Raw genomic sequence first — 21,488 nt, 5'->3', positions numbered from 1 at the left:
AACGGATTTTCTTCCTAACTTAAGGGATGCTTTATATGCACACAATCCTACATCCTGTGATGTAATAGATGCTATTGTGGAACTTGCGAGGCCACAAAGAGATGGTAGACCTCTAGACTCGATTATTACATTTAACTTCGATGGCTTAATAGAGGAAAATTTACAAAATCACAAAATTCGTCATAAAACAATTTATTCAGAAGGGATGCGTATTAGTCCCAACGAGATGCCAATATACCATGTCCATGGTTACTTGCCACGGAAGGGGAAAATATTAAAGGATATAGATGTCGTTTTTAGCGAAGATGCATACCATAGTCAATTTATTGATTCGTTCAGTTGGTCGAATTTGGTACAGTTGAACACTTTGAGCCAAAATACATGTTTGTTTCTAGGGCTAAGCCTTACTGACCCCAATTTACGAAGACTTTTGGATGTTGCTTCTCGGAAAAATATTTCTCGTACACTGAATCATTATATTATCAAGAAGGTACCTAATTTTTCAAATAAAAGCGATACTCTCGATGAATTGGCACAATTCTTGGAAGAACAAGATGCTAACGGTTTGGGGCTAAATGTTTTATGGATAAATGATTTTCCAGAAATTGCACCCTTGTTGTTGAGAATCTCTAGTAATTAGAAAATTGAATATAAATATATCGTCCTCTTTCTCCGATAATTTTCAATTGGCTGGTTTACTTCAAACAGCTGGGAGATAACATCCGGATGTTATCTCCTAGGCAATCTTTACTTAAGTCTCTCCGCCACGATCTCCGCCACATCCTTTACCTGAATATTACCTCCATCCGCTTTCGACGCATCGCTCATCATTGTCAAGCAGAATGGACATCCCACCGCAACCGTGTCCGCGCCCGTGGACTTGGCCTCCTGGAATCTCGCCTCATTTACGCGGCCCGAGCCTGCTTCCTCTTCCTTCCACATTTGTGCCCCGCCCGCGCCGCAGCAGAAGGACTTGGCTCCATTGCGCGGCATTTCAACTGTCATCACGCCTGCGTCTTTCAATGCTTCGCGCGGCGTATCTGTGATCTTGTTATGCCGCCCCAAATAACACGGGTCATGGAAAGTGACTTTCATATTGTCACCTTCCAAATTCATAGAAATCTTTCCTGCACCCACCAATTCATTAATTAATTGAGTGTGATGGATGACCTGATAGTTTCCGCCAAAAGCTGGATATTCGTTCTTGATTGTATGTAAACAATGCGGGCAGGTCGTTACTATTCGCAATGGGCGGGGCGACCCCACCCCTACAGAATTCAATATCTCAACATTCTGTGAAGCCAGCCCGAAGAAAATATCTTCACGGCCAGCGCGGCGTGCAGAGTCACCTGTGCAGGCTTCATTCTTTCCAAGCACGGCATAATTGACTCCAGCAGCGTTCAAAATTTTCGCAAAAGCTTGCGCGGTCTTTTGCGCACGGGCATCTGTGGCGGGCGCACAGCCAACCCACCATAAAATTTCAGGCTCGGCATTTTGTTCAATAGTTGGCACACTCATGCCTTCCGCCCATTTCATTCTGTCCGCTTGCGAAACGTTCCACGGGTTCATGTTGCGTTCCATACCCTTGAACGCGGTTTCCAATTGTTTGGGGAAGGTACTTTCCATCATCGTGAGATTACGGCGGATATCCAATATGTCGCGCATCGGTTCGTTGCCAACGGGGCAGATATCCACGCACGCACCGCAGCTTGTGCAGGCCCACACTGCTTCTTCAGAGATCAAGTTCAACATCGGCACATCGGTCAGGTCGCCATCGTTCAGATGATAGCGTTTATTAATTTCCAATGCGGCGGGCGAAAGCAATTTGCCAGTGTTGTACGCAGGGCAAACTTCCTGACAGCGAAAGCACATGATGCAGGCGTAGCTATCCATGATCTGCTCCCAGCCGAGGTCTTTCATTTTTGCCGCGCCAAATTGTTCGATGCTTTGATCGTCAAGATTGATATAACTTAATTGCCCAATGGATTTTCGTTCGGGCTTCAACCCAAAATTCAGTGGCGCAAAGAATAAGTGAATATGTTTTGAATACGGGAAGTAAGGTAGGAACGCAACTACTGCACCAATGGATAGCCAAAACGCGATATGTTCTCCTGCGATTAAAAGGCTCGCATCCACACCTGACCATAAGCCTGCCACCGTTGAAATGGTTGGCTGCCAACTGTCAGCGTGACCTGCCAACGCGAGATTGAAAGACTCTCCCAAAAAACGCATCGAGTTATGCACAAAGATAAACGTGGCAACAATTGCTGAATCGCGCATGATTCCGAAACGAGCTTTGGGATGCAGAAGAGTCGTCTCGCGAGTGGATAGAGTCGCAGGTCGCATTATGAAGCGGCGAATGACCATTGCCAAGATCCCAACGATGATCGCCACATTCGCAATATCCGCAAGCAGACGATATGCATCCCCGAACAGGCCTGTGTTATCGAGCAGTCTGAATCCCGTATAGGCGTAGATCAAATCCGCGAGGTTGATGAGCAGGAAAGATAAAAAGCCCCAGCCGATGAGCGCGTGCAGAATCGATGACCATAACCTGAAACGAAAAACGGGTTGGAACAATCCCACTTTGAGGATGAGATCATCAATCCGTTTCCATAAAAGCGACCAATCTATTTTTCCCTGGCCGCTGTTGATGTGCTGCATAATGCGCGCAACACCGCGATAGGTGAAATACAACGACACAAGTGTTGCAACTGCGAAGAGGATTTTTTCAATGGTCGAGAGCATGATGCCTCCATAACCCATCTCCAAGGGAGGATGGTTGGGGTGAGGAATTTCTTTTTAGTTTAGCACAACTTCAAGACATTGTTGCAAAATTCACTAAGCTGTCCCAAATTTCTGTGTTTAGTTTTTCAAATTGTGATTTTGCGAATTCCCAGAATAGCCTCTGTGCGCGTGTGAATGGAAAATCGATGTGATGTGCCATGTAAATTGTGCGGCGCAATTCAAGACCATCCACTTCCACTTTCTTGATCTGTCCCAAAGCCAGCCCGCGTGCTGCCACCATTTCAGAGACGAAGGCAATGCCCACGCCTCGTTCCACTGCCATTTCTATCGCTTCGGCGCTGCCGAGTTCCATCACCACGTTCAATGTGTCCAACGTGATATTGTGACGTTTCAAACCTTCCAACACGGTTTCACATGTGCCAGACATTTCTTCGCGCGAAATAATGGGCTGATCCAGCAGGTCGGCGGGCAGGGCGCGACCATAATCTGCCCAGGGATGGTCCGCAGGGACGATCAAGATGATTCTGTCATCGAACAGCGGAACACACTCAATATCGCGGTGCTCGATGCGGCGGCTGGCAACGCCAATGGGAATCGCACGGCAGAGCAGCCTATCCACAACAGAATCGCGGCCCATTACTTTAACTCGCGGATGCACAGCGGAATATTCATGACAAAACGTCGCGAGCAAGGTGGGGAGCAAATATCTCCCTGCGGATGTGGAACAGCCGATCAAGAGTTCGCCGCCGATCTGGTTGTTTACATCGTGTAAACCATCCTCAAGTAAGCGCGCAGACAAAAGGACTTCGCGTACCATTGGCAGGATGGTCTGGCCGGCTTCGCTGAGTTGCACAGTACGACCATGGCGCGTAAATAATTCCACGTTATAAGCGCGCTCAAGCGTTTGAATATTCTGGCTGATGGCAGATTGTGACATGTGAAGCAAACGTGCGGCCTGGCTGAAATTCTTTTCTTCAGCGGCTACAAGGAAGACACGCAAGGCGGATAGCTCAACCATTTTTCTCTCCGTGATAAGAAATTCTGATACTTGTCTATGGTGAGGATAAGCGTTTGTCATAATGCCTGCTAGTGTGAATTGTCATTTTTTGCGTGTGAAGTATATAGGGAGAGTGCCCCAGAAGAAAAACAGCCCACGGGGTTTCTCGTGGGCTGTTTTGTAGTTGCAATAAGGCTTACTTGACTATTGGAAGTTCAGCGGCAGCCCAACCGTTCATTCCACCAGCCAGATTGTGGACGTTGGTGTACCCCAGGAATTGCAGATACATCATGGTAATCGCGCCGCGATGACCGGATTTGCAGATCGTGATAATGGGTGTGGCCTTATCAGCGGGCAAGGATGCCAGGTTGACGGGCAGATCATTTATGAAGACCAGAGTTGTGCCATCAATATAGCCATCGGTGGTTTTTTCTTCCTCGGAGCGGAGATCGAGCATAAAGGGAATTGTTCCGCCAGCGATTTCAGTATTCAGGTCTACTGCTTTGATGGAACCAAAGCCTTCAGGAAGATTGCTCAGGTACGCATCCAAAGCTGCCAGACGGGTGGCATCCACCTCGGGGGCAGTGCCAGCAACCGGGGCGGCAGGAACGCCAGTCTCAACTGCGAACTTGGCCTTGATCCAGCCATTCATCCCGCCAGCCAGGTTGACAACATCTGTGTAACCGAGCAAGCGCAGGGATGCCACTGCAAGAGCGCCGCGATGACCAGATGCGCAATAAACGACTATCTTCTGATCCTGAGCAGGGAGTTTATCCAGATTCTTGAGCAGGTCGCGAATGGGGATATTGATTGCGCCGACGATATAGCCGTTCTCAGCGATTTCGGATGCTTCGCGTAAATCCACAATGAAAGGTGGATTCTCAACCAGCAAGCCATTGAGTCCATCGGCTTTTATGGTGTAGAAACCCTGATCGGCAGGCAGAGTAGACACGAACTCCTGCCACACAACGGGCCAGTTCACCCATCCGACCACCGGCATGTTGGCGTTCTTCCAGGCGTTGAGTCCGCCTGCAAGATTTGTGACGTTTGTATAGCCCAGGAGGCGCAGCCCCATCACAACCACAGAGCCGCGATGACCGGAAACGCAATGCACAACAATCGGGGCGTCTTTGGCGGGGAGTTTATCCAGGCTGGAGAAGATCTCCTGCATCGGCACGTTGATTGCGCCTTCGATGTAACCATCTTTTGCGAATTCTTCAGCAGTGCGGATGTCAATGATAGTGGGCGGGGTCGAGCTGGTTAATGCTTCGCCCAATGTGTCAGATTTAACTGCATGGAAATCTTCGGGCAGGTCGGCCAGGAAACTGTTGAGGATATCGAACAATGCCTGGTCAGCGATGACTGGTGTGCTGATCGCCGCGGCGGCTTCTGGCACGGAGCCTGTAATAACGGGTAAGCTGGCTTTCTTCCAGCCGCCTAAACCACCCGCGAGATTGCGGACGTTGGTATAGCCCAGCAATTTGAGAGCTGCAAAGACCATACCCGCACGGTGACCAGATGCGCAATAGACAACAATCGGTTCGTCAAGGCCGGGCAGTTTATCCAGGTTGGCGAGGACTTCGCGCACCGGGATATTGACAGCGCCTTCGATGTAACCATCAGCTTCCACTTCGGCTACTTCGCGTACATCGAGAATGAAGGGAGCCTTGTCAACAAGTTCTTCACTCAACGTGGCTGGCTTGACCGTGCCATACCCTGCATCGGCGGGAAGCCCTGAAACGAGTGCTGCAAAGAGGCCTTGAATATCAGGCCCAGCCTCAACAACGGGGGCTTCCGTTACAACTACAACGGGAGCTTCGGTCACTTCCACGATGGGTTCAGCGGCGGGAGCGCAGGCGCTCAAGACCATACTGAACACAATCAGTAATCCAAACAATACTTGCACTTTCTTAGACATGGTGATTCTCCTTAAGATATTTTTCTATCAAGTTACTGCTGTAACTTGTGGCAACCGGAACAATTATCGTCTTTGTAAATCTCATGGTTTTCGGGGCTTAGAGGTGCATTGCGAATGCCTTCGGTGTGACAAGCCGTACAAGAGTCCGAGGCGTGTTCTGCATGGTCAACGGGCATGGCAGGTGCATTGCGCACTTGTTCAATCGTGACCATTGGCGGCAGAGTTTCAACGATTACGGAGAGATTGGCTTCCAACTCTTCGGGTTTTACTTTATCCACTGTCAGGAAGATGCTTGCATCTCCACCGTGGCACGCTTCACAGGATGCATTCTGTGGTGTGTTCTTTTGTATGTTGTGCGGTGTGGAATAACTCCAGGTGGGCAGAGCATTGAAATTAGGCAAAAGGTTCTCACCATAAAAATCGTAAGCATCCCCTGTAGCAGGGACGTGACGCACAGGCACGTAGGTGTAAGGCCGTTCTTCACTCTGAATTGGATTGCGGCCAATCAGGAAAGTCTGATATGTTGCTTCGGTCTCGAAGAACGGATTACCGCTCGTGTCACTTACCGCTACATGACAGCCATCACAACTTGTGTACGTGATCGAGTGGCATACCTGGCATGACAATTTTTCACCATGCACCTGATGCATCGGGTTATCGTCGCCGCCAGGAGCGGCCTCTACATGGCAATCCACGCATTTCGGAGATTCCATACCGGCCAGGCGGTTAACTTCAGCAGTCTCTGCATCGGTGGCTGTGCCGTGCAAGTCCTCGCCTTCGTGGCACTTCACACAGTTCATGCGCGCCTCACGGAAATGCACATCGCCTGCAATCCCATCGTTCTTGCCGAGGAACTCATTACCCACGCGGCTGCCATGACAGGCCGTGCATGAACGCGTCATGGGCGGGGTGGTTTCAAAAACGTGGCCTGTGAAGAAGCCGCCGCCCACATTCTTCGGCTGGCTCACGTGACATTCACCACAGGTAGTGTGGCAGGTGGCGCAATGATTGCCAAACATCTCTTCGAGCGCAGGATGATTCTCAGGCACTTCACCACTGCGCGCATCCAATGCAGTCCAATAGCCTTGCTGAGTGGAGTGCAACGCAAATGGATAGGTAGTGGTCTGTTCAGAATGGCACTGACCACCGCAATACTTTTCGGGTTCCGAGCTTGGGCTGGCTATCAGCCCTTCGTGCGCAGTCGCTTTATCCGCCGACTGCACGCCGTTGTGACAATCCACGCAGGCGATTTGCCCATGATCGGTGGGCAGGAACTTCTCACTATCAACCAACACTTTCTGCCAGGGCTCCAACGGAGCCACATCGCCCCCTCAGCCAACGCCTTTGGATTCCTTTTCCGCCACCACAACTGGCATGGCTGTATCAATCAAGCGCTGCTTGTCGGTATGACAATTCAAGCATTCGTCAATGGCAGGCGCTTCTGTGGTGGATGCCATACTCAGATCATTCACCCCGACTGCTGTCTCGGTAGGGGATTTGGATGCACACGCTGTCAGTGCGAACAGGGCAACAATCAACAATATGACAATTTTTAGTTTTGACAAAATGACCTCACAATTTGTGGAATATTTCACAAATTGTATTCCAATCCCTTATAAAAACTAGTGATTTACATAATGTGCACTTATTAGACTTACTTATCAGGAAGTATCATCTGCGCTGAATGAGGATTTTCCACGCTCCCACACGCTTCTTTCCCCGCCTAGATCTGCCACTGTTCCTTGTGCTGATTGCCACTCTGATAAATTCCCCCACCTTACGAAGTGTCATGTTGAGCAACATTGCGCCGCACTGGGCTTGTTGCAGTGCAATGAGCAAAACATCTCGTATTTCAGAAATTGAAACCCACACCGCCTGCATCCGCAATGTGGTGCATGTGTCGCTCTGCTCACATCATCCTGACATTCTTTTACGCAGATACAATCCCGAAGGGATGGCAGAATTATAGAAATTGCCCAAACCAGCATCAAATCCAGAAGGGATGTCATTGTCTTATTGGCAAAGCCATACCACCCCTTCGGGGTTTACATGCATTTTTGCTATTTATCTATAATCATTTCACTCCTTTGGAGTTATGTCCGCATAATCGGTATGATGAGAAATCAAAACAAAAACCGCCTGCATACAAGCGGTTGAATTCATCCATCAAAAACGAGGGGGTGTTTAAAATTATCTGCTTTTATTTACTGATATCGTTGACATAATCCACTGCGCCGGAGCAGGCCCCGGTTAGATACGGGGATACAGTTTCCCAAGTGAGAGGCAGGCCGCTGAAGCCCTGCCCGGTGGTAATTGCATCTGCAAGACAGCCGCCCCCTGCGTTGTAATTGACCAATGTGAATTTCCACAGGTCTTCATACGAGGCCACTTCGCTGGGAGCCTGGCCCGTGTAGTTGTAGACTACCTGTGCCGTCTGCTCACAATTTGCGATCATGGTATGGGCAAATACTCCCACTGAAAAATCCGCCTGTGTGAGATCCAGCCCGAGCGGACACTCCTCACAAGATGCATTGACACTGCTTACCAACGCGCGGCGCAATGCGATCTGTGAGCCTTCATCAAGATGCATGTAACCTGCGCCACACACACTTGCATCCAAAATCAGCGGACAGAATTGATTGTAAAAGGACTCGTTCCAATAGAGGGTAGTGTCTGCGCCGTTCTCTGTCAGTTGACCCAACCCCACGTCTCCGGCTGCCTGAAAAATGCCCGGCCAAAACTGGCTTTCCCGTGCGAAGAGGTTTTTTATCAACCGCGCCGGCACGCCCGTTTCTTTGGCCGTGTTGAGGATCAGTTCATCAAATTGATTTTGCCATAAGGTTACAGCATCACGTGATCTTTCCAACCCGCATTGATTCACAATATTGCCTGAAGCCAGGCCGCCATCGGGGCAGGCGCTCGCATCCACTGCGCCTTGCAGGATCAGGTTTGTGGCGAGATATGTGTACGGGATGTCGCTGCTGAGTTCTTCACTTTGTTTTGGTGTGCTGAGCCAGTGTGGTGCGCCGCCAACTGGAGGAAATACTCCCCATAAGTCGGAGCAAGTGGCAACCGCCTGCCCCTGCCATTGTGATGAGAGTACATCCACATACCAATAGAGTTGGTCCGGGTCGCCCTCATCCGCAATTTTTACGCGGACCTGCGCAGTATAAACGAGGCTGCTATCTCCATACGATGAGTAGGACCAGAATTCAACCGTGGCGCCGTCTTCGTCAGTTTCAGGGATGCGGAATTTGCAGACGTCAGCCCCATCACACGAAAAGGCTTCACCTTCGTATGTCCCCTCGATGCGGACGATAGTTTCGTTTGGCAGAGGTTCCTGCCCGCTGATGACGAGTGTTGGCTTCGTTTCGCAGATATTGGTGGATGTGCTTAAAACAGCCTCGCAGTCTTCAAGCGAGATCCATGTGGCGGCAGGTGCAAGCTGCATGCCGATCTCTTTTTCTTTTATTGTGCTATCGATCAGGAACGCATAATAGCCTATGCAATTGTCTGTATCATTTGGGTTGCAGGGGGGTTGTGATAACCATTTGTCGTAAACCTTTTGCCCGCAGTCTCTATATATTTCTTCAGGAAGTGGAGGGCCATCATGGTCGGCGATCACAGTACATGCGACATTATTTCCATTCCACGTGACCATATACCATCTGTAGGCCGTATATTCCACGGCGATGACGGAGTATCTGTCCGGGCCAGGTGGTGGATTGGGAGCGGCAGCAGGCGCAAGGTCACTTGTGAACGCCATATTTGAGATGGCGAACACGATCAAGATGAATCCAGCCGTCCAGTGGCGTCCCTGCATGGGAATCAAAAGAGTCCGCTGTAATTATACAGCGGACTCTTTTGAAATGGGCTATTTCTTTTTACTTTGGTCAGACTCAAGGGACTCGAGGGTTTCAAGATCACGTTTGAGGTTTTTGTTGCGCAGGTAAACGCTAAGGACGTAAATGCCCATGATGAGGAAGCTGATAACATAACCTGCGATCATGTAGCCTGAGGTATCGGGGGTGGGTTCCATTTTATGCTCCAATTACATTGAGACGTTAAGTTTGAGTTGTTCGACCTTTTCCTGCAAGCTGCCAAGGCGGATGCGATGCCACATCAGGTCAATGAAGATAACGGTGAAGGCGAAGAGGGCAAAGAAGAAGGCCACGCGCATATCGGGGGTCATGCTCATTTTTTCCTGATTTGCATTTGCCGCGCCGATGACGACGGGATGAATGGAACGAAAAAGGCGGATGACCATGAAGGTGATGGGTGCGCTAAGACCGCCGAGCAGGGTGTAGACTGCGCCGAAGCGTGCGCGCTTATCGGGGTCTTCGATGCCTTGACGGAGCATGAAGTAGGCCACATAAATCAGTTCGGTCACAGCGGCAGTGGTGAGGCGCGGGTCCCAGGTCCACCAGGTGTTCCAGGCGGGGCGTGCCCAAATGGAACCGAGTACGATGGTAATGAAAAAGAACATGGTACTGACTTCAACAGCTGCCACTTCGAAGCGATCCCATTTCATAGCCTTGGTGGTGAGGTAGGCGATGCCGGCAATAGCTGCGACAACAAAACCCAGCAAACCGACCCAGGCTGTACCGATATGGAAATAGAAGACACGCTGTACATCCCCCATGACAAGCTCGGTAGGGGCGAAGAATAGCGCCAGATAGGCGGCGATGCCGAGGACAATGATCGAAACAACATCCAGAATAGTAAGTGCGATTGGTTTGGATTGCATTGGACGAACTCCTTATTAAAATTTACGATTTCAGATTGACGATTTACGATTAGACAGCAATAGTCATAACAAAAGCTGAGAATGCAACTTCAATTTCTGTAGATTTTGAAGGTTTTCTATTCTTCAACGACAAAATCAAATACCATAAATGCGATGGCGATGAAGACCACGTCATATACGATGAGCAGGTTGAGCGGTGTGAGGATTTCGGCGAAGGTTGCGTTGTTCAACAACCCGCTGCTGGCTTTGACGGAGGCCAGTAGTACAGGAACAGCTACCGGGAAAAGCAGGATCGGGAGCAATACATCCCGTGTGCGGGTTTGTACCGACATGGCGGAAAGCAAAGTGCCCACTGCAATATATCCAATGGAACCCAGCAATATCACGCCGAGGAAGCTTGGCTGAAAGATACGCACTTCGTTATAAAGCAGGCCATACAACGGAAGGACAATCGCTTCCACGATCAGCATGAAAGCCAGGTTGCTGATAGCCTTGCCGAAATAGATGGCGGCACGGTCAACCGGTGCAAGCAGGAGACCATCCAGGCAGCCGCGGTCTTTTTCCACGGCCATGGAGCGGTTGAGGCCGAGTGTGCCAGCGAAGGCGAAGGTGGTCCACAAGACGCCAGCAGTAACAGATTGCCGCACTTTTACATCCAGCTCGAGGGCAAAGTTGAAGATCAGGATCACAAGCATAGAAAAGACCAGCATGGCAGAAAGTAATTCGCGTGAGCGAAGCTCGGCAGCCAGGTCTTTTTGGACGATGGCCATGGTGGCTTTAAAAAACGAAGGATGAAAGATGAAGGATGAAGGATGAAGGTTATCTGCATGTTGCATTCCGCTTTCCGCTTTTTGCTTTGTGTCGATTTTCGTTGTCATTTCAGTCCACCAATGCTTGTTTGTAGAATGCGAGCAGGTTTGTTTTCTGTAAATCTTTTTGGATGGCGGAGGCTGCGATGACTCCGCGCGAGAGGATGTCGAACCTGGTGGCGAGGTCTTCGGCGCGGGCCAGGTCGTGCGAGGTCATGACGACAGTACGTCCCTTTGCGGCGACGGTGCGAAGCACATCGTCTAACATTTCGGAGGCGTCCTGATCCAGGCCTGTATAGGGTTCATCGAATAACATCACTTCGGGGTCATGGATGACTGCCCTGCCGATGGCAAGACGCTGCTGCATACCTCGTGAAAACGTGCGGACCAGGTCTTTGCGGCGATTATCCAGCCCGACCATTTCCAATACCTCAGTAACGCGCGGCCCGAAATTCATAATGCCATACATGCGCGCATAGAACTGTAAATTTTCCTCCGCGGTAAGGTCTGGATATAGCAAGGGCATGTGTGACACCACGCCCAACTTCGCGCGGACTTGAGCAGATTCGTTCGGGAGGGAGTAACCTGCCACTTTTACACTTCCCAGTGACGGGCGTGAGAGTGAAGCGAGTATCCTTAGGAAGGTGGTCTTGCCCGCGCCATTTGGGCCAAGCAATGCCACGAACTCGCCAGGCTCCACGGAAAAATCCACTCCGCGCAGGATGGTCTTAAGCCCAAAGCGTTTGACGAGTTTTTTGGTTTCGATCATTTCTAAGTCCCGTAATTCGTGAAACGTGATGCGTGAAGAATTCACGCATCACGTTTCACGTTTTACGACTTCCTCTTCAACACATTCTTCAATTCTTCGCGTCGTTGTTTGTAGGCCTCGTCAGAAAGTTTGCCTGCGCGGTGCAATTCATCGATGGCGATGATGGCATCCATGATGGATTCAGCGTCACCGTATTCATCCTCTTCCTCTTCGATCTCTTCCTCCTTTTTCCTGTCCCGTATGAACATCCACACACCGGCCAACACCAATGCCACGCCGAGCGCGCCAATGCCGATCAATAAGGTTTGGTTCTGCGTAATATCAGGAGCAACGGCGGTATCCTTTGGCTTGCCTGTAAGTGTGAATTCGATGCTGTCATCTTTGTTTACTGCACCCGCTGTGTAAACATGGAAGTTCGTGGTTTGTAATGTTTGAATACCGTTATCGGTCAGGCTGGAGCCTTCTGCTTCCACGCCTTCGGGCAGGTAAAAGGTCAACACTGAAATCGGCAGTAATGCAGGTTGTGAGATGTCGATCTCTTTGGTCTTTGGAATGGATGCGAATGCGATCAGGCCGTAAGGCGTTTCGCTGGGCGGCATGGCAAACCCATCCGCTGTTGGCACAAACGCGGCGCTGTCTTGTGTGGCTTCGTAGCCGAGTCCTTCTGCACCATCGGGGAAGGCGATGAAAGGCACCTTTTCCTGATCGCCCATTTTTACGATGATGGTTTCATTGCCAGTGTTGGAAATGGTGTAGACCGAAAAAATTTGTGCAACATCTTCACTTGCAAGATCAAAGAAGACATCCACTGCGTCAATATTCAATTTGCTGAAATCTTCTGTGGTGGCATAAATGATAATGGTTGGCAGCACCAGTTCGGTTGTATCGGCTGGCACAACTGCATATTCCGATTGATAACTCAAGCCATCCATTTCCAGTTCGGTCAGATAGATCTGGCTTTCAGCGATCTCGGTTTCAAAAAGATAAGTCCCATCCGCATTGATATCTCCTTCGAGGGTGAGGATTTCCTGCGGGCCCGCGCTTGGGTCGCTGCCGTGGTCATAACCGCGTAAAGTAATTTTGAGATCGGATGGGAGGGCTGCACCGCTGCGATTTTCAACGGCACCGCTGATTTTGCCGGTGCTGGCAACTGGTTCAACAGTCGCTTCTGGGGTGACCTGAGCTTGGGCTGTGCCTTCGAGAGGCGTTGCCTCCGCTGACGGAGTCCCTGCCTCAGCAGCGACGGGAGTCTCAGTAACAGTATCAACCAGCGGGGCGGATGGAGGCGCAAAAGTCAACGTGCGGATATAGGCCGCAACTGCATAGGCTTCATCATCGCTGAAGTTACTTCCAAAAGCAGGGATGTTGCCCGCGCCTTCTTTTATCAACTTTACGATGTCATCCGCAGTCAGCGCAGACATCATTTCCTGATTGTCAAAAAGATTTGCGCAGTCGGCGCAGTTTTCTTCAAATAAAGATTTACCCGTTTCAATTTGTTCGGGCGTAGTATGGAATGTTAGCGCATAGGCCACTACATCCCAGCGTTCCTGATCGCTCAAACTTGCGAAGGGAGGCATGAACCGATCAAGGTTGCCCTGCGTGACGGTGGTATACCATTTTGCGGGAGAGGCCTTGAGCGCGGTTTCTGGCAGGGCAAAAGCTGCAACGGTGACGGGAAGTTCTTTGCCTTGTTCGCCATCGCCAAGACCGGTGTCACCATGACAGGGCGCGCATTTTTCTGTATAAATAAGTTTGCCATTTTCAATATCTGGCGCGCTGGCAGGATATAACGGCCCCAGTGTGGGAGCGGGAGTAGGTGCCACATAGTTGGGCGGGGGAGTGACATCTGCCGCGAGAGTGAAGTTGCAAGCGGCAAGGAGAGTTGCGTTTATGGCTAAAATAATCAAGTGACGTAGATTCATGAGTTCCTCAAGATCAGCTTTCAGCAATTAGCTGTCAGCTAATTGCTGAAAGCTGATTACTTCAATGCCTTCCCGCAGGATGGACAGAATTTATCAGTAACCAAAACAGGTTTGCCGCAACGGGGGCAGAAGCCGGCAGATTTGCTTTTCTGCTGCCTGCGTCGCGCAGCGATCATGGATTCGAGTTCATCATCGCTGTATTGCACCGCCATCTCGGATGAGTCGGCGCGTTTTGCGGCGGCGGCCTTTTCGATGCGCACCTCCGCATTGTTGGCAGAGGATGAGACTGGCGCGAGTTCATCAAGCTTGCGAAGGATGTCTGCGCCTTTTTGCAGGAGCGCCGCGCGTTGTTCGGGGTAATCTTCTGCTGGGATCTTGCCAAGCTTGAAATCGAAATCAAGTTCCTGCAATGAATTGATCACACGATCACGTTCCGCTTTCAATGCAGAGATTTCATGTGTTTCGCTGGCGCGCGTGTGTCTTGCGCGTGTCGTGAAAGGCGCATATAGATAAATGCCGACGATCACGATCACAGCCAGTATCAAAAAGAGTGAGCCTAATTCCATGTATCCGCCTTAAGGTAGTTTTTGTGCAACGATGGATTTGATTTCATCCACTGAAAGGAAGGGTCCAACTTTCACGTAATACAGGACGCCGTTCTGGTCTATGAAATATGTTTCAGGCACACCGCGAATGCGGAATAATTGCGAGATTTTTGTGCCCATGTCTGGCCCGTTGGAATAGGTAATTCCAAATTTTTTCAAATACGCTCGCGCTTCGGGTTCTGTATCTACATAATCTGCGCCAAGAAAAACGACATCGCCGCCTGGTTCGTAAAACTCCCAGGCTTCTTCAAGCTCGGCAGCTTCCTGTTCACAAGGCTTGCACCATGAAGCCCAGAAATTAAGTACAACGATCTTGCCTTTTAGATCTGAAAGTTTTACTTCACTTTTGCCCTCATATTCATAACCGCTGAATAATGGCAATGTAAAATCGGGAATTGCATCGCCAGGCTGTACTGTCCCTTGCTGGCGTTTGCTGAGGATTACGCCTACCAGCACAAGCAAAGCAACAATGAATAACCAGATGATGATCTGCGCCCATAGTGGCACGCCCCGTTTTTGTGGGATTGGTTCAGTCATGACATTCTCCAGAAAAAGACCTGACAGGTTTCCGCAAAACCGCTGCGATTAAGAGACTCCTTTGAAAACCTGTCAGGTCTGTGTGATTGTTTTATTTTCTTTTCTTCAACTCTTCTTCGAGACGGGCGACATAATCATCTTTTGCGGGAGTAGACTTATCGCTTCTCGCTTCGCGCCCGCCCTCACCTGTTGAGGCGACTTTGGGCTTGGTCCACTCTCGGAAGGAATGGAAGAGGAAGAAGGCTCCCAAAAGTATGATCGCAGGTGGCAGGATATAAACCAGCCAGTTCAACCCCGTGCGTGGAGGTTCAGCTAGCACACGTGCGCCGTAGTTATCCACAAAATATTGTTTGATCTCATCTTCGGTCATACCTTGTGAAAGCTGCGTACGGATCAGTTCCCGCCATTGGCGGCAGGCTTCCGTTGGGCATACATCCAAGGGCGTGTTTTCACAGACAGGGCAATACAACTGCTTGGCAATTGCATTCACTTCATCATCGGTAGGGGTGCTGTCCTGCGCAAGGACACTTGTCGTGGCAAAGGCAAGTGCGATAACGAGTAATACGAAATACGAAATGCGTAATGATCTCTTAGCGATGGTATGGTTCATTTTGTAGCTCCTTAGGGATCACGAACGCATTAGTCCGCTGCGCTTGGCTGGCTGCTGCGTGTCACACTGCGTTGCGCAGGTTCCTCTACCGGGTCACTATCAGGCCAGGCCGCGAAGACGATGCCAACCAGGAAGAGCAGGCTGCCCACCCATAACCAATTCACCAAGGGGTTGACGAACACTTTGAATGTCGCGCTAATGCTTGAGACGGGCTGCCAATCCACCAGCAGGATGTAAAGATCATCCCGTAAAGTGGAGCGTTGACCGGGTATGGTCATGTTTTGTTGGGCGTCAAAATAATAGTCAATACGCGGGTTGAGCTGACCGAGATAAATTCCGTTTTCGTATACATCCACAACCGCGCGGGTATGGTTTACACCTTCGCTCTGGTTATCCCATGATGCCAGTTCGCGGTATTCGATTGTGTAACCACCAACATTTAATTGCTCGCCTTGTGAAAGCGTACCCTGTGTCTCTTTTTGGAATAGCTCGATACCGAGAATACCGATTGCCATCAATGCCATGCTCATGTGGATGATGTACCCACCATAGCGGCGGCGGTTGCGTCCCATCAAACGTGAGAGGGCAGTGATGAAGCTTTCGTTCTGCGTTTTTTGTCTTGAACGTGCGCCTCGCCAAAATTCATGCGTGGTGGCAAACAACGCTAGCGCGATCAGGAAGAAGCCGATCAGTGCGCCAATGTTTTGTGTGTAAGTGAAATACAATGCCACAGCTACAACCAGGGCGACAACCGTTGATTTCCAGATCGCGCGTCCAAGGGTCTGCAGGGTGGAATGTCCCCAAGCGGAGAGTGGCGCAACTGCCATTAAGAAGAGCAAGGTTGAGAAGAGCGGGGCAGTAGCGCGTTCATAGAATGGCGGGCCGACAGTCACTTTTTGGCCGGTGAATAACTCTGAAACCAGCGGGAAGATCACACCCCAGAAACATACAACCAGAATGCTCATGAAAAGCAAATTATTGAGCAGGAAGAGAGCCTCGCGAGAAAGCATGGACTTCATCTCAGTTTCGCTGCGTAGTATAGGCCAGCGCCAAATGACCAGCGCCACAGATACTATCAGCGTCAGAGTCACATAGCCCATGAAGAAAGGGCCAATCGGGCTGTTGGCAAAAGCATGGACAGATGAAAGCACACCCGAACGTGTCAGGAAAGTTCCGAAGATAACAAGTGCATAGGTGAGGATAACAAGGATCATGTTCCAGTGCTTGAGCAAGCCGCGTTTTTCCTGGATCATGACGGAATGTAAAAATGCTGTGCCGGTCAACCATGGCATGAAGGCTGCGATCTCAACCGGGTCCCAGCCCCAATAGCCGCCCCAGCCTAAAACATCATAAGCCCAACGTCCGCCAAGCACGAGGCCGAAGGAAAGGAAGAGCCAGGCCCACAAGGACCAGCGGCGTGTGATGCGAATCCAACGGTCATCGGTGCGGCCGGTGATGAGTGCGGCCATGGCGAAGGCATAGGGGATCACGAAAGAGACGAAGCCAAGATAAAGCATGGGCGGATGAATGACCATGCCCGGGTGGCGCAGAAGCGGATTTAGTCCCTGCCCATCCTGCGGTGTGAATATGGTCGCGTTTGCAGGGGTGAACATGCTTGGTACAACATTTCCATCCACCAGCCAGAAGCGTGCGAATGGATTTTCAAAAAAGACCGACATGCCCAGGAAGAAGGTGAGTGTGACGGCTGAGACCAGGATCACCCAGGGCAGAAACTCAATGTCACGATCCCATTTGCGCAAGGTGACCGCCGAAGTGAACACTGCCAAAAGCCAGGACCAAAATACAAGCGAACCAGCTTGTCCGCCCCACCAGGCTGTGACCTTAAGATAAGTGGGCATACTACGGCTGGTCACTTCATAAACAAAGGCCACTTCAAAATGATTATTTATCAGCAAGTAGATCAGAACTGCGGCTGAAAGTGAAATAAGGGGGAAGGTGAGCAGCATGGCGCGTCGCGAACTTTCCACCAATGCAGCCGATTTGGTTGCTGCACCATAAACTGCCGTAACGCCGCTATAGATCGCGACGATGAAACTGACCAATAAAACGCCATATCCAAATTCTGCAAACATAGGACTTTCCTTGTTTCTCCCCTCTCCTTTTATGGGAGAGGGGCAGGGGGTGAGGGGAAATAAAACCTGACAGGCAATGACCCATCAGGCTGTTTTTTAATTCGTTGCGGCTTGTTCCGGGACCGCTTCTTCATAGCGAGTGGGGCATTTGAGCAAAAGCTCCTCAGCATGGAAGACGCCATCTTCACCGAGTTTGCCAGTCATAATGGCTTGCGCCTCGCCGCGCAGCAGATCTGGTTTTGGGCCGATGTAAACCACAGTTATGCGCTGGCGGGATGGATCATTTACCGCCTGGTAAAGTACTTCAGCCAAACCGCCCTGGGCCTCGATCTCATCGTTATCGCCAGAGACATGCGCAACTTGGAATGTAAGAGTAAGTGTTGATGCATCATATTGGATCGTGTCGCCGAGTACCGCCCCTGAAAGGCGCAGGCTCTTTCCAACGGCTGAAGAGCCGTCTTCTTTTAACTCGTTCACGGTCATGAAATATTCTGCGCTTGCCTGTGTTGATGAAACGATAAGATAGGCCACAGCCGCTAGAATAAATGCTCCACCGATAAAGAACTTATTCATCTTCATGTCTTCCTCCGAAAAAATTTGTCAGGATACTTTTTGGTCGCATAGTGCTGTGCACAAAGTACGAAATGTTACAAACTAAGTCCATTTTACATGACGACATTAAACGATGCTGAGTTTCATGGGTGGATGGATGTCACTAAAACCTCCTGAATTTGTCCTATTTGCACATGATGATTTCTTTGCTCGTATAACAGGTAAAATTATCGAAGGAGTTGTGCAATGCGAAACCAATTAATCATCTTTACCATATTGTTGACCGGAATGATCCTTGCCCCAACAAAAGCCGTTGCTGCGCCTCAAGCCGACGTGGAAAATGATCGGGTTACATTGGCATTTCCTAAAGCTGCCACGTTTTCCGCCACATTAAAATCGAGCGCGGTCATCACTTCTGTGATCCTTGAGTATGGTAACGAACAACAGACCTGCGGTGAGGTCATCGCAAAAGCATTTCCACAATTCACGCCATCCAATTCAGTGGATGTGGAATGGGCATGGGAAATGCGCCAGAGCGGTTCACTCCCGCCCGGCGCAGAGCTGTGGTGGCGCTGGCGTTATAAAGATGAAACAGGTGCAGAATTTACAAGCCAAATGAATACCATCACTTGGCTGGATGATATTCATGATTGGCAAACCATCACCAGTGAAGACTTGAGCCTGCATTGGTACGGCCAGAAACAAGCTTTCGCCGAAACCATGCTGGATGCCGGTCTCGAAGGCCTGCGTCGCAACAAAGAGCAATCAGGCCTTGAAACTGAAGACCCCATCAATATTTATGTTTATCCCAACTATGACGACATGCGGGAAGCCATTCTCTACGAACCTTCATGGACAGGCGGACTGGCATTTGTAGATCATAACATTGTCATCATGGGTGCCTCAGGTTCCGATTCAACCTGGGATAAGAACGCCATCATCCACGAGCTTACACATGTGCTCGTCGGCCACTTCACTTTCTCCTGTCTTGGAACTGTGCCAGCCTGGTTGGATGAAGGGCTTGCCATGTATAGCGAAGGCGGCCTGGATGCCAATATGCGATCCCTGCTTGACGATGCCATCACCAACAACTCTTTGATTTCGGTTCGCTCACTCAACGGCGGCTTCTCTGAACTCCCCGATAAAGCCAACCTATCTTACGGCCAATCCTACAGCATCATAAAATTTCTGATCGATTCATACGGACAGGAAAATATTGCTCAATTGTTGACTGCCCTGCGCGATGCAAAATCTGTGGACACTGCCCTGCTCGAAGTTTATGGATTCGATACCGAAGGTTTGGAAGACGCCTGGAGAGAGTCGATTGGGGCTGCGCCTCGAACTGTTTCTGCCCAACCGACCTCGCAACCCACCCCAACCTTTGTCCCTACTTACGTGCCGATCTCAGGTGTGATCCTTGCAGTCACACCTACTCCTTATATTATCCCCACATCATCATTTGACAATCCTGAATCAACTCCAACAGGTCCGCCACTTTGGTTGACCATCGCCATGTTATGTTTTTGTTTACTGATTCTTCTGGTCATTGGCGTATTTATTTTAGGGATCTTCGTTCGCAGAGAAAACACAAAAGGAAGCAGCAATGGGTAGGTTTCAAAAACTACTCATCAGTTTTGTATTGCTCCTCTTGCTTTCGTCCCTCTTTTTAACATCCAGCACACAAGATGTATTTGCGTTGCAATTTGGGCTGCCTCTCGACCAAGCTCTTGTTTATAGCGCTGGTAATAAACTCATCTTTAGCGGACTGGTCTCTCTCGACCCTCGCCTGAACCTCACCCCCGACATCGCAGATACATGGGAAGTAAATGCTGATGGCACAGTCTACACTTTTCACATTCGCGAGAACGCAAAATTTCACAACGGGCGCGAGGTCACTGCTCAGGATGTGGCCTATTCTTGGGAACGGGCTGCCAGCCCGCAGATTAAGTCCGATACGGTGTTAACTTATCTTGGAGATATCGTCGGCGTGCGTGAAATGGTCGCAGGGCAGGCAGATCACATCAGCGGGTTACAGGTCATGGATGATAAAACTTTGCAGGTGACAATCGATGCACCCAAACCTTACTTCCTTTTGAAATTAACCTTTGCGACTGCCTTCGTAGTGAATAAGGAAAATGTGGAAACTGGCGAAGAATGGGTGCGCCAGCCGAATGGAACGGGCCCCTATCGATTAACAGAATGGAAATCTTTTGAGCATATACTTTACGAAGCCAATCAGGATTTCTACCTTGGCGCGCCATCCATTCCCTACATCGTTGAGAAGTTATATGCGGGCGATGACGTGCGTCTTTTTGAAACTGGAGATGTGGATATTGCAGGTGTGGGGTTGAATTCCATTGAGCGCATGTTAGATCCCGAAGAACCACTTAATCGCAACCTGGTAACGGGAATCAATCTTTGCACGGGTTATGTCGTTTTTGATACGACCCAGCCGCCATTTGATGACGTTAATGTGCGCAAGGCATTTTCCATGGCTTTTGACAGACAAAGATATATTGAGGTTGTTCTACGTGGACAATCTCTGCCAGCTATTGGCCCCTTCCCGCCTGGTTTGCCTGGTTTCAATTATGGGCTTCAAGGCCTGCCCTATGATCCTGAACAGGCGCGCCAATTGCTTGCTGAATCAAAATATGGCAGCGCAAAAGGTCTGCCTCCCATTGTTTATACAGATGCTGGTATCGGCAGTTATGTCAACTCTGATGTGGCCGCCATGGCAGAGATGTGGGAACAGAATCTTGGCGTTACGCTCAAGATCGAGAACATTGAATACAACTATTACTATGACCAGATATTTTCTGGAAATCACGGCCAGATCTTTGGCGGAGGCTGGTGTGCAGATTATCCCGACCCTGAAAATTTCGCAGATATTCTTTTCCACAGCGGCTCGAATCAAAATCATGGCGGCTATTCCAACCCCGCACTGGATATGCTCCTCGAAGAAGCCCGCATCGAGCAGGATGTAACCAAACGCATTGCCATGTATCAACAAGCCGAGCAGATGATCGTGAACGACGCCCCCGTACTCTTCACCACTCATTCGTTTTCATATCACTTGGTGCAATCCTACGTGAAGGGTTTCGTCTTTACCCCGATCTCTGTGCCTCTTGAAAGATATATGTGGTTGGATGGGAAATGACCCAGCCCCCACCCATCCTCCTTA

Annotated in this window: 19 protein-coding genes; 3 read left to right on the top strand and 16 right to left on the bottom strand. The window is 49.9% G+C overall.

From position 1 onward, the window contains the following. Nucleotides 1–640: SIR2 family protein (locus AC14M5_RS16625; protein ID WP_484030812.1), on the top strand; the 640-nt coding region annotated here is incomplete at its 5' end. 107 nt (nucleotides 641–747) lie between these two features. Here AC14M5_RS16625 and AC14M5_RS16620 read toward each other — a convergent pair. From AC14M5_RS16620 to AC14M5_RS16545, 16 genes are all read right to left on the bottom strand, one after another. Next, nucleotides 748–2,748, bottom strand: coding sequence for a (Fe-S)-binding protein (locus AC14M5_RS16620; protein ID WP_484030811.1), 2,001 nt, complete (start codon nucleotides 2,746–2,748; stop codon nucleotides 748–750). Between the two features lie 70 nt (nucleotides 2,749–2,818). After that, a complete protein-coding gene (locus AC14M5_RS16615; RefSeq protein WP_484030810.1) occupies nucleotides 2,819–3,766 on the bottom strand; it encodes a LysR substrate-binding domain-containing protein in 948 nt (315 codons plus the stop codon). 175 nt (nucleotides 3,767–3,941) lie between these two features. Next, a complete protein-coding gene (locus tag AC14M5_RS16610; RefSeq protein WP_484030809.1) occupies nucleotides 3,942–5,663 on the bottom strand; it encodes a rhodanese-like domain-containing protein in 1,722 nt (573 codons plus the stop codon). 32 nt (nucleotides 5,664–5,695) lie between these two features. Beyond that, nucleotides 5,696–6,985, bottom strand: a complete 1,290-nt coding sequence (locus AC14M5_RS16605) for a hypothetical protein (protein ID WP_484030808.1) — start codon at nucleotides 6,983–6,985, stop codon at nucleotides 5,696–5,698. Between the two features lie 9 nt (nucleotides 6,986–6,994). Further along, complete coding sequence (locus AC14M5_RS16600; protein WP_484030807.1) at nucleotides 6,995–7,228, bottom strand: hypothetical protein; 234 nt, start codon at nucleotides 7,226–7,228, stop codon at nucleotides 6,995–6,997. A 635-nt stretch (nucleotides 7,229–7,863) separates the two neighbouring features. Beyond that, nucleotides 7,864–9,486 carry a hypothetical protein gene (locus AC14M5_RS16595; protein WP_484030806.1) on the bottom strand — a complete coding sequence of 541 codons (1,623 nt, stop codon included), beginning with the start codon at nucleotides 9,484–9,486 and terminating at the stop codon, nucleotides 7,864–7,866. Between the two features lie 51 nt (nucleotides 9,487–9,537). Beyond that, a complete protein-coding gene (locus AC14M5_RS16590; protein ID WP_484030805.1) occupies nucleotides 9,538–9,702 on the bottom strand; it encodes a hypothetical protein in 165 nt (54 codons plus the stop codon). A gap of 12 nt (nucleotides 9,703–9,714) precedes the next feature. Continuing rightward, entirely contained in the window at nucleotides 9,715–10,410 is a 696-nt protein-coding gene (locus tag AC14M5_RS16585; RefSeq protein WP_484030804.1) for a cytochrome c biogenesis protein, read from the bottom strand. Nucleotides 10,411–10,526: 116 nt separating this feature from the next. Next, nucleotides 10,527–11,288, bottom strand: coding sequence for a heme exporter protein CcmB (locus AC14M5_RS16580; RefSeq protein WP_484030803.1), 762 nt, complete (start codon nucleotides 11,286–11,288; stop codon nucleotides 10,527–10,529). A gap of 1 nt (nucleotide 11,289) precedes the next feature. Further along, a complete protein-coding gene (gene ccmA / locus AC14M5_RS16575; protein WP_484030802.1) occupies nucleotides 11,290–11,988 on the bottom strand; it encodes a heme ABC exporter ATP-binding protein CcmA in 699 nt (232 codons plus the stop codon). Between the two features lie 62 nt (nucleotides 11,989–12,050). Beyond that, entirely contained in the window at nucleotides 12,051–13,910 is a 1,860-nt protein-coding gene (locus AC14M5_RS16570) for a c-type cytochrome (protein WP_484030801.1), read from the bottom strand. 56 nt (nucleotides 13,911–13,966) lie between these two features. Then, on the bottom strand, nucleotides 13,967–14,476 hold the full coding sequence (locus AC14M5_RS16565) for a zinc-ribbon domain-containing protein (protein WP_484030800.1): 510 nt from the start codon (nucleotides 14,474–14,476) through the stop codon (nucleotides 13,967–13,969). Nucleotides 14,477–14,485: 9 nt separating this feature from the next. Further along, complete coding sequence (locus tag AC14M5_RS16560) at nucleotides 14,486–15,052, bottom strand: TlpA family protein disulfide reductase (protein WP_484030799.1); 567 nt, start codon at nucleotides 15,050–15,052, stop codon at nucleotides 14,486–14,488. 91 nt (nucleotides 15,053–15,143) lie between these two features. After that, nucleotides 15,144–15,662, bottom strand: a complete 519-nt coding sequence (locus tag AC14M5_RS16555; RefSeq protein ID WP_484030798.1) for a cytochrome c-type biogenesis protein — start codon at nucleotides 15,660–15,662, stop codon at nucleotides 15,144–15,146. Between the two features lie 29 nt (nucleotides 15,663–15,691). Next, complete coding sequence (locus AC14M5_RS16550) at nucleotides 15,692–17,755, bottom strand: heme lyase CcmF/NrfE family subunit (RefSeq protein WP_484030797.1); 2,064 nt, start codon at nucleotides 17,753–17,755, stop codon at nucleotides 15,692–15,694. 96 nt (nucleotides 17,756–17,851) lie between these two features. Continuing rightward, entirely contained in the window at nucleotides 17,852–18,334 is a 483-nt protein-coding gene (locus AC14M5_RS16545; protein WP_484030796.1) for a cytochrome c maturation protein CcmE, read from the bottom strand. 219 nt (nucleotides 18,335–18,553) lie between these two features. Here AC14M5_RS16545 and AC14M5_RS16540 point away from each other — a divergent pair, with 219 nt between their 5' ends. After that, entirely contained in the window at nucleotides 18,554–19,918 is a 1,365-nt protein-coding gene (locus AC14M5_RS16540; RefSeq protein ID WP_484030795.1) for a peptidase MA family metallohydrolase, read from the top strand. Continuing rightward, the gene (locus tag AC14M5_RS16535; protein ID WP_484030794.1) at nucleotides 19,911–21,464 is read left to right on the top strand and encodes an ABC transporter substrate-binding protein; all 1,554 of its coding nucleotides are present in this window, start codon (nucleotides 19,911–19,913) and stop codon (nucleotides 21,462–21,464) included. Before AC14M5_RS16540 ends, AC14M5_RS16535 begins: the two co-directional genes overlap by 8 nt. Nucleotides 21,465–21,488 lie beyond the last annotated feature (24 nt).

This window comes from Candidatus Villigracilis sp., assembly GCF_057083605.1.
The sequence above is the reverse complement of the archived record's forward strand: the minus strand, read 5'-3'. Positions and strand labels throughout refer to the sequence as shown.

What these genes read in the sequence shown, in the direction of transcription:
- AC14M5_RS16555 (WP_484030798.1), bottom strand. Translation starts at nt 15,662, where the DNA reads ATGAACCATACCATCGCTAAGAGATCATTACGCATTTCGTATTTCGTA.
- ccmA (WP_484030802.1), bottom strand. Translation starts at nt 11,988, where the DNA reads ATGATCGAAACCAAAAAACTCGTCAAACGCTTTGGGCTTAAGACCATC.
- AC14M5_RS16620 (WP_484030811.1), bottom strand. Translation starts at nt 2,748, where the DNA reads ATGCTCTCGACCATTGAAAAAATCCTCTTCGCAGTTGCAACACTTGTG.
- AC14M5_RS16535 (WP_484030794.1), top strand. Translation starts at nt 19,911, where the DNA reads ATGGGTAGGTTTCAAAAACTACTCATCAGTTTTGTATTGCTCCTCTTG.
- AC14M5_RS16580 (WP_484030803.1), bottom strand. Translation starts at nt 11,288, where the DNA reads ATGACAACGAAAATCGACACAAAGCAAAAAGCGGAAAGCGGAATGCAA.
- AC14M5_RS16545 (WP_484030796.1), bottom strand. Translation starts at nt 18,334, where the DNA reads ATGAAGATGAATAAGTTCTTTATCGGTGGAGCATTTATTCTAGCGGCT.
- AC14M5_RS16540 (WP_484030795.1), top strand. Translation starts at nt 18,554, where the DNA reads ATGCGAAACCAATTAATCATCTTTACCATATTGTTGACCGGAATGATC.
- AC14M5_RS16550 (WP_484030797.1), bottom strand. Translation starts at nt 17,755, where the DNA reads ATGTTTGCAGAATTTGGATATGGCGTTTTATTGGTCAGTTTCATCGTC.
- AC14M5_RS16590 (WP_484030805.1), bottom strand. Translation starts at nt 9,702, where the DNA reads ATGGAACCCACCCCCGATACCTCAGGCTACATGATCGCAGGTTATGTT.
- AC14M5_RS16565 (WP_484030800.1), bottom strand. Translation starts at nt 14,476, where the DNA reads ATGGAATTAGGCTCACTCTTTTTGATACTGGCTGTGATCGTGATCGTC.
- AC14M5_RS16585 (WP_484030804.1), bottom strand. Translation starts at nt 10,410, where the DNA reads ATGCAATCCAAACCAATCGCACTTACTATTCTGGATGTTGTTTCGATC.
- AC14M5_RS16595 (WP_484030806.1), bottom strand. Translation starts at nt 9,486, where the DNA reads ATGCAGGGACGCCACTGGACGGCTGGATTCATCTTGATCGTGTTCGCC.
- AC14M5_RS16615 (WP_484030810.1), bottom strand. Translation starts at nt 3,766, where the DNA reads ATGGTTGAGCTATCCGCCTTGCGTGTCTTCCTTGTAGCCGCTGAAGAA.
- AC14M5_RS16560 (WP_484030799.1), bottom strand. Translation starts at nt 15,052, where the DNA reads ATGACTGAACCAATCCCACAAAAACGGGGCGTGCCACTATGGGCGCAG.
- AC14M5_RS16570 (WP_484030801.1), bottom strand. Translation starts at nt 13,910, where the DNA reads ATGAATCTACGTCACTTGATTATTTTAGCCATAAACGCAACTCTCCTT.
- AC14M5_RS16610 (WP_484030809.1), bottom strand. Translation starts at nt 5,663, where the DNA reads ATGTCTAAGAAAGTGCAAGTATTGTTTGGATTACTGATTGTGTTCAGT.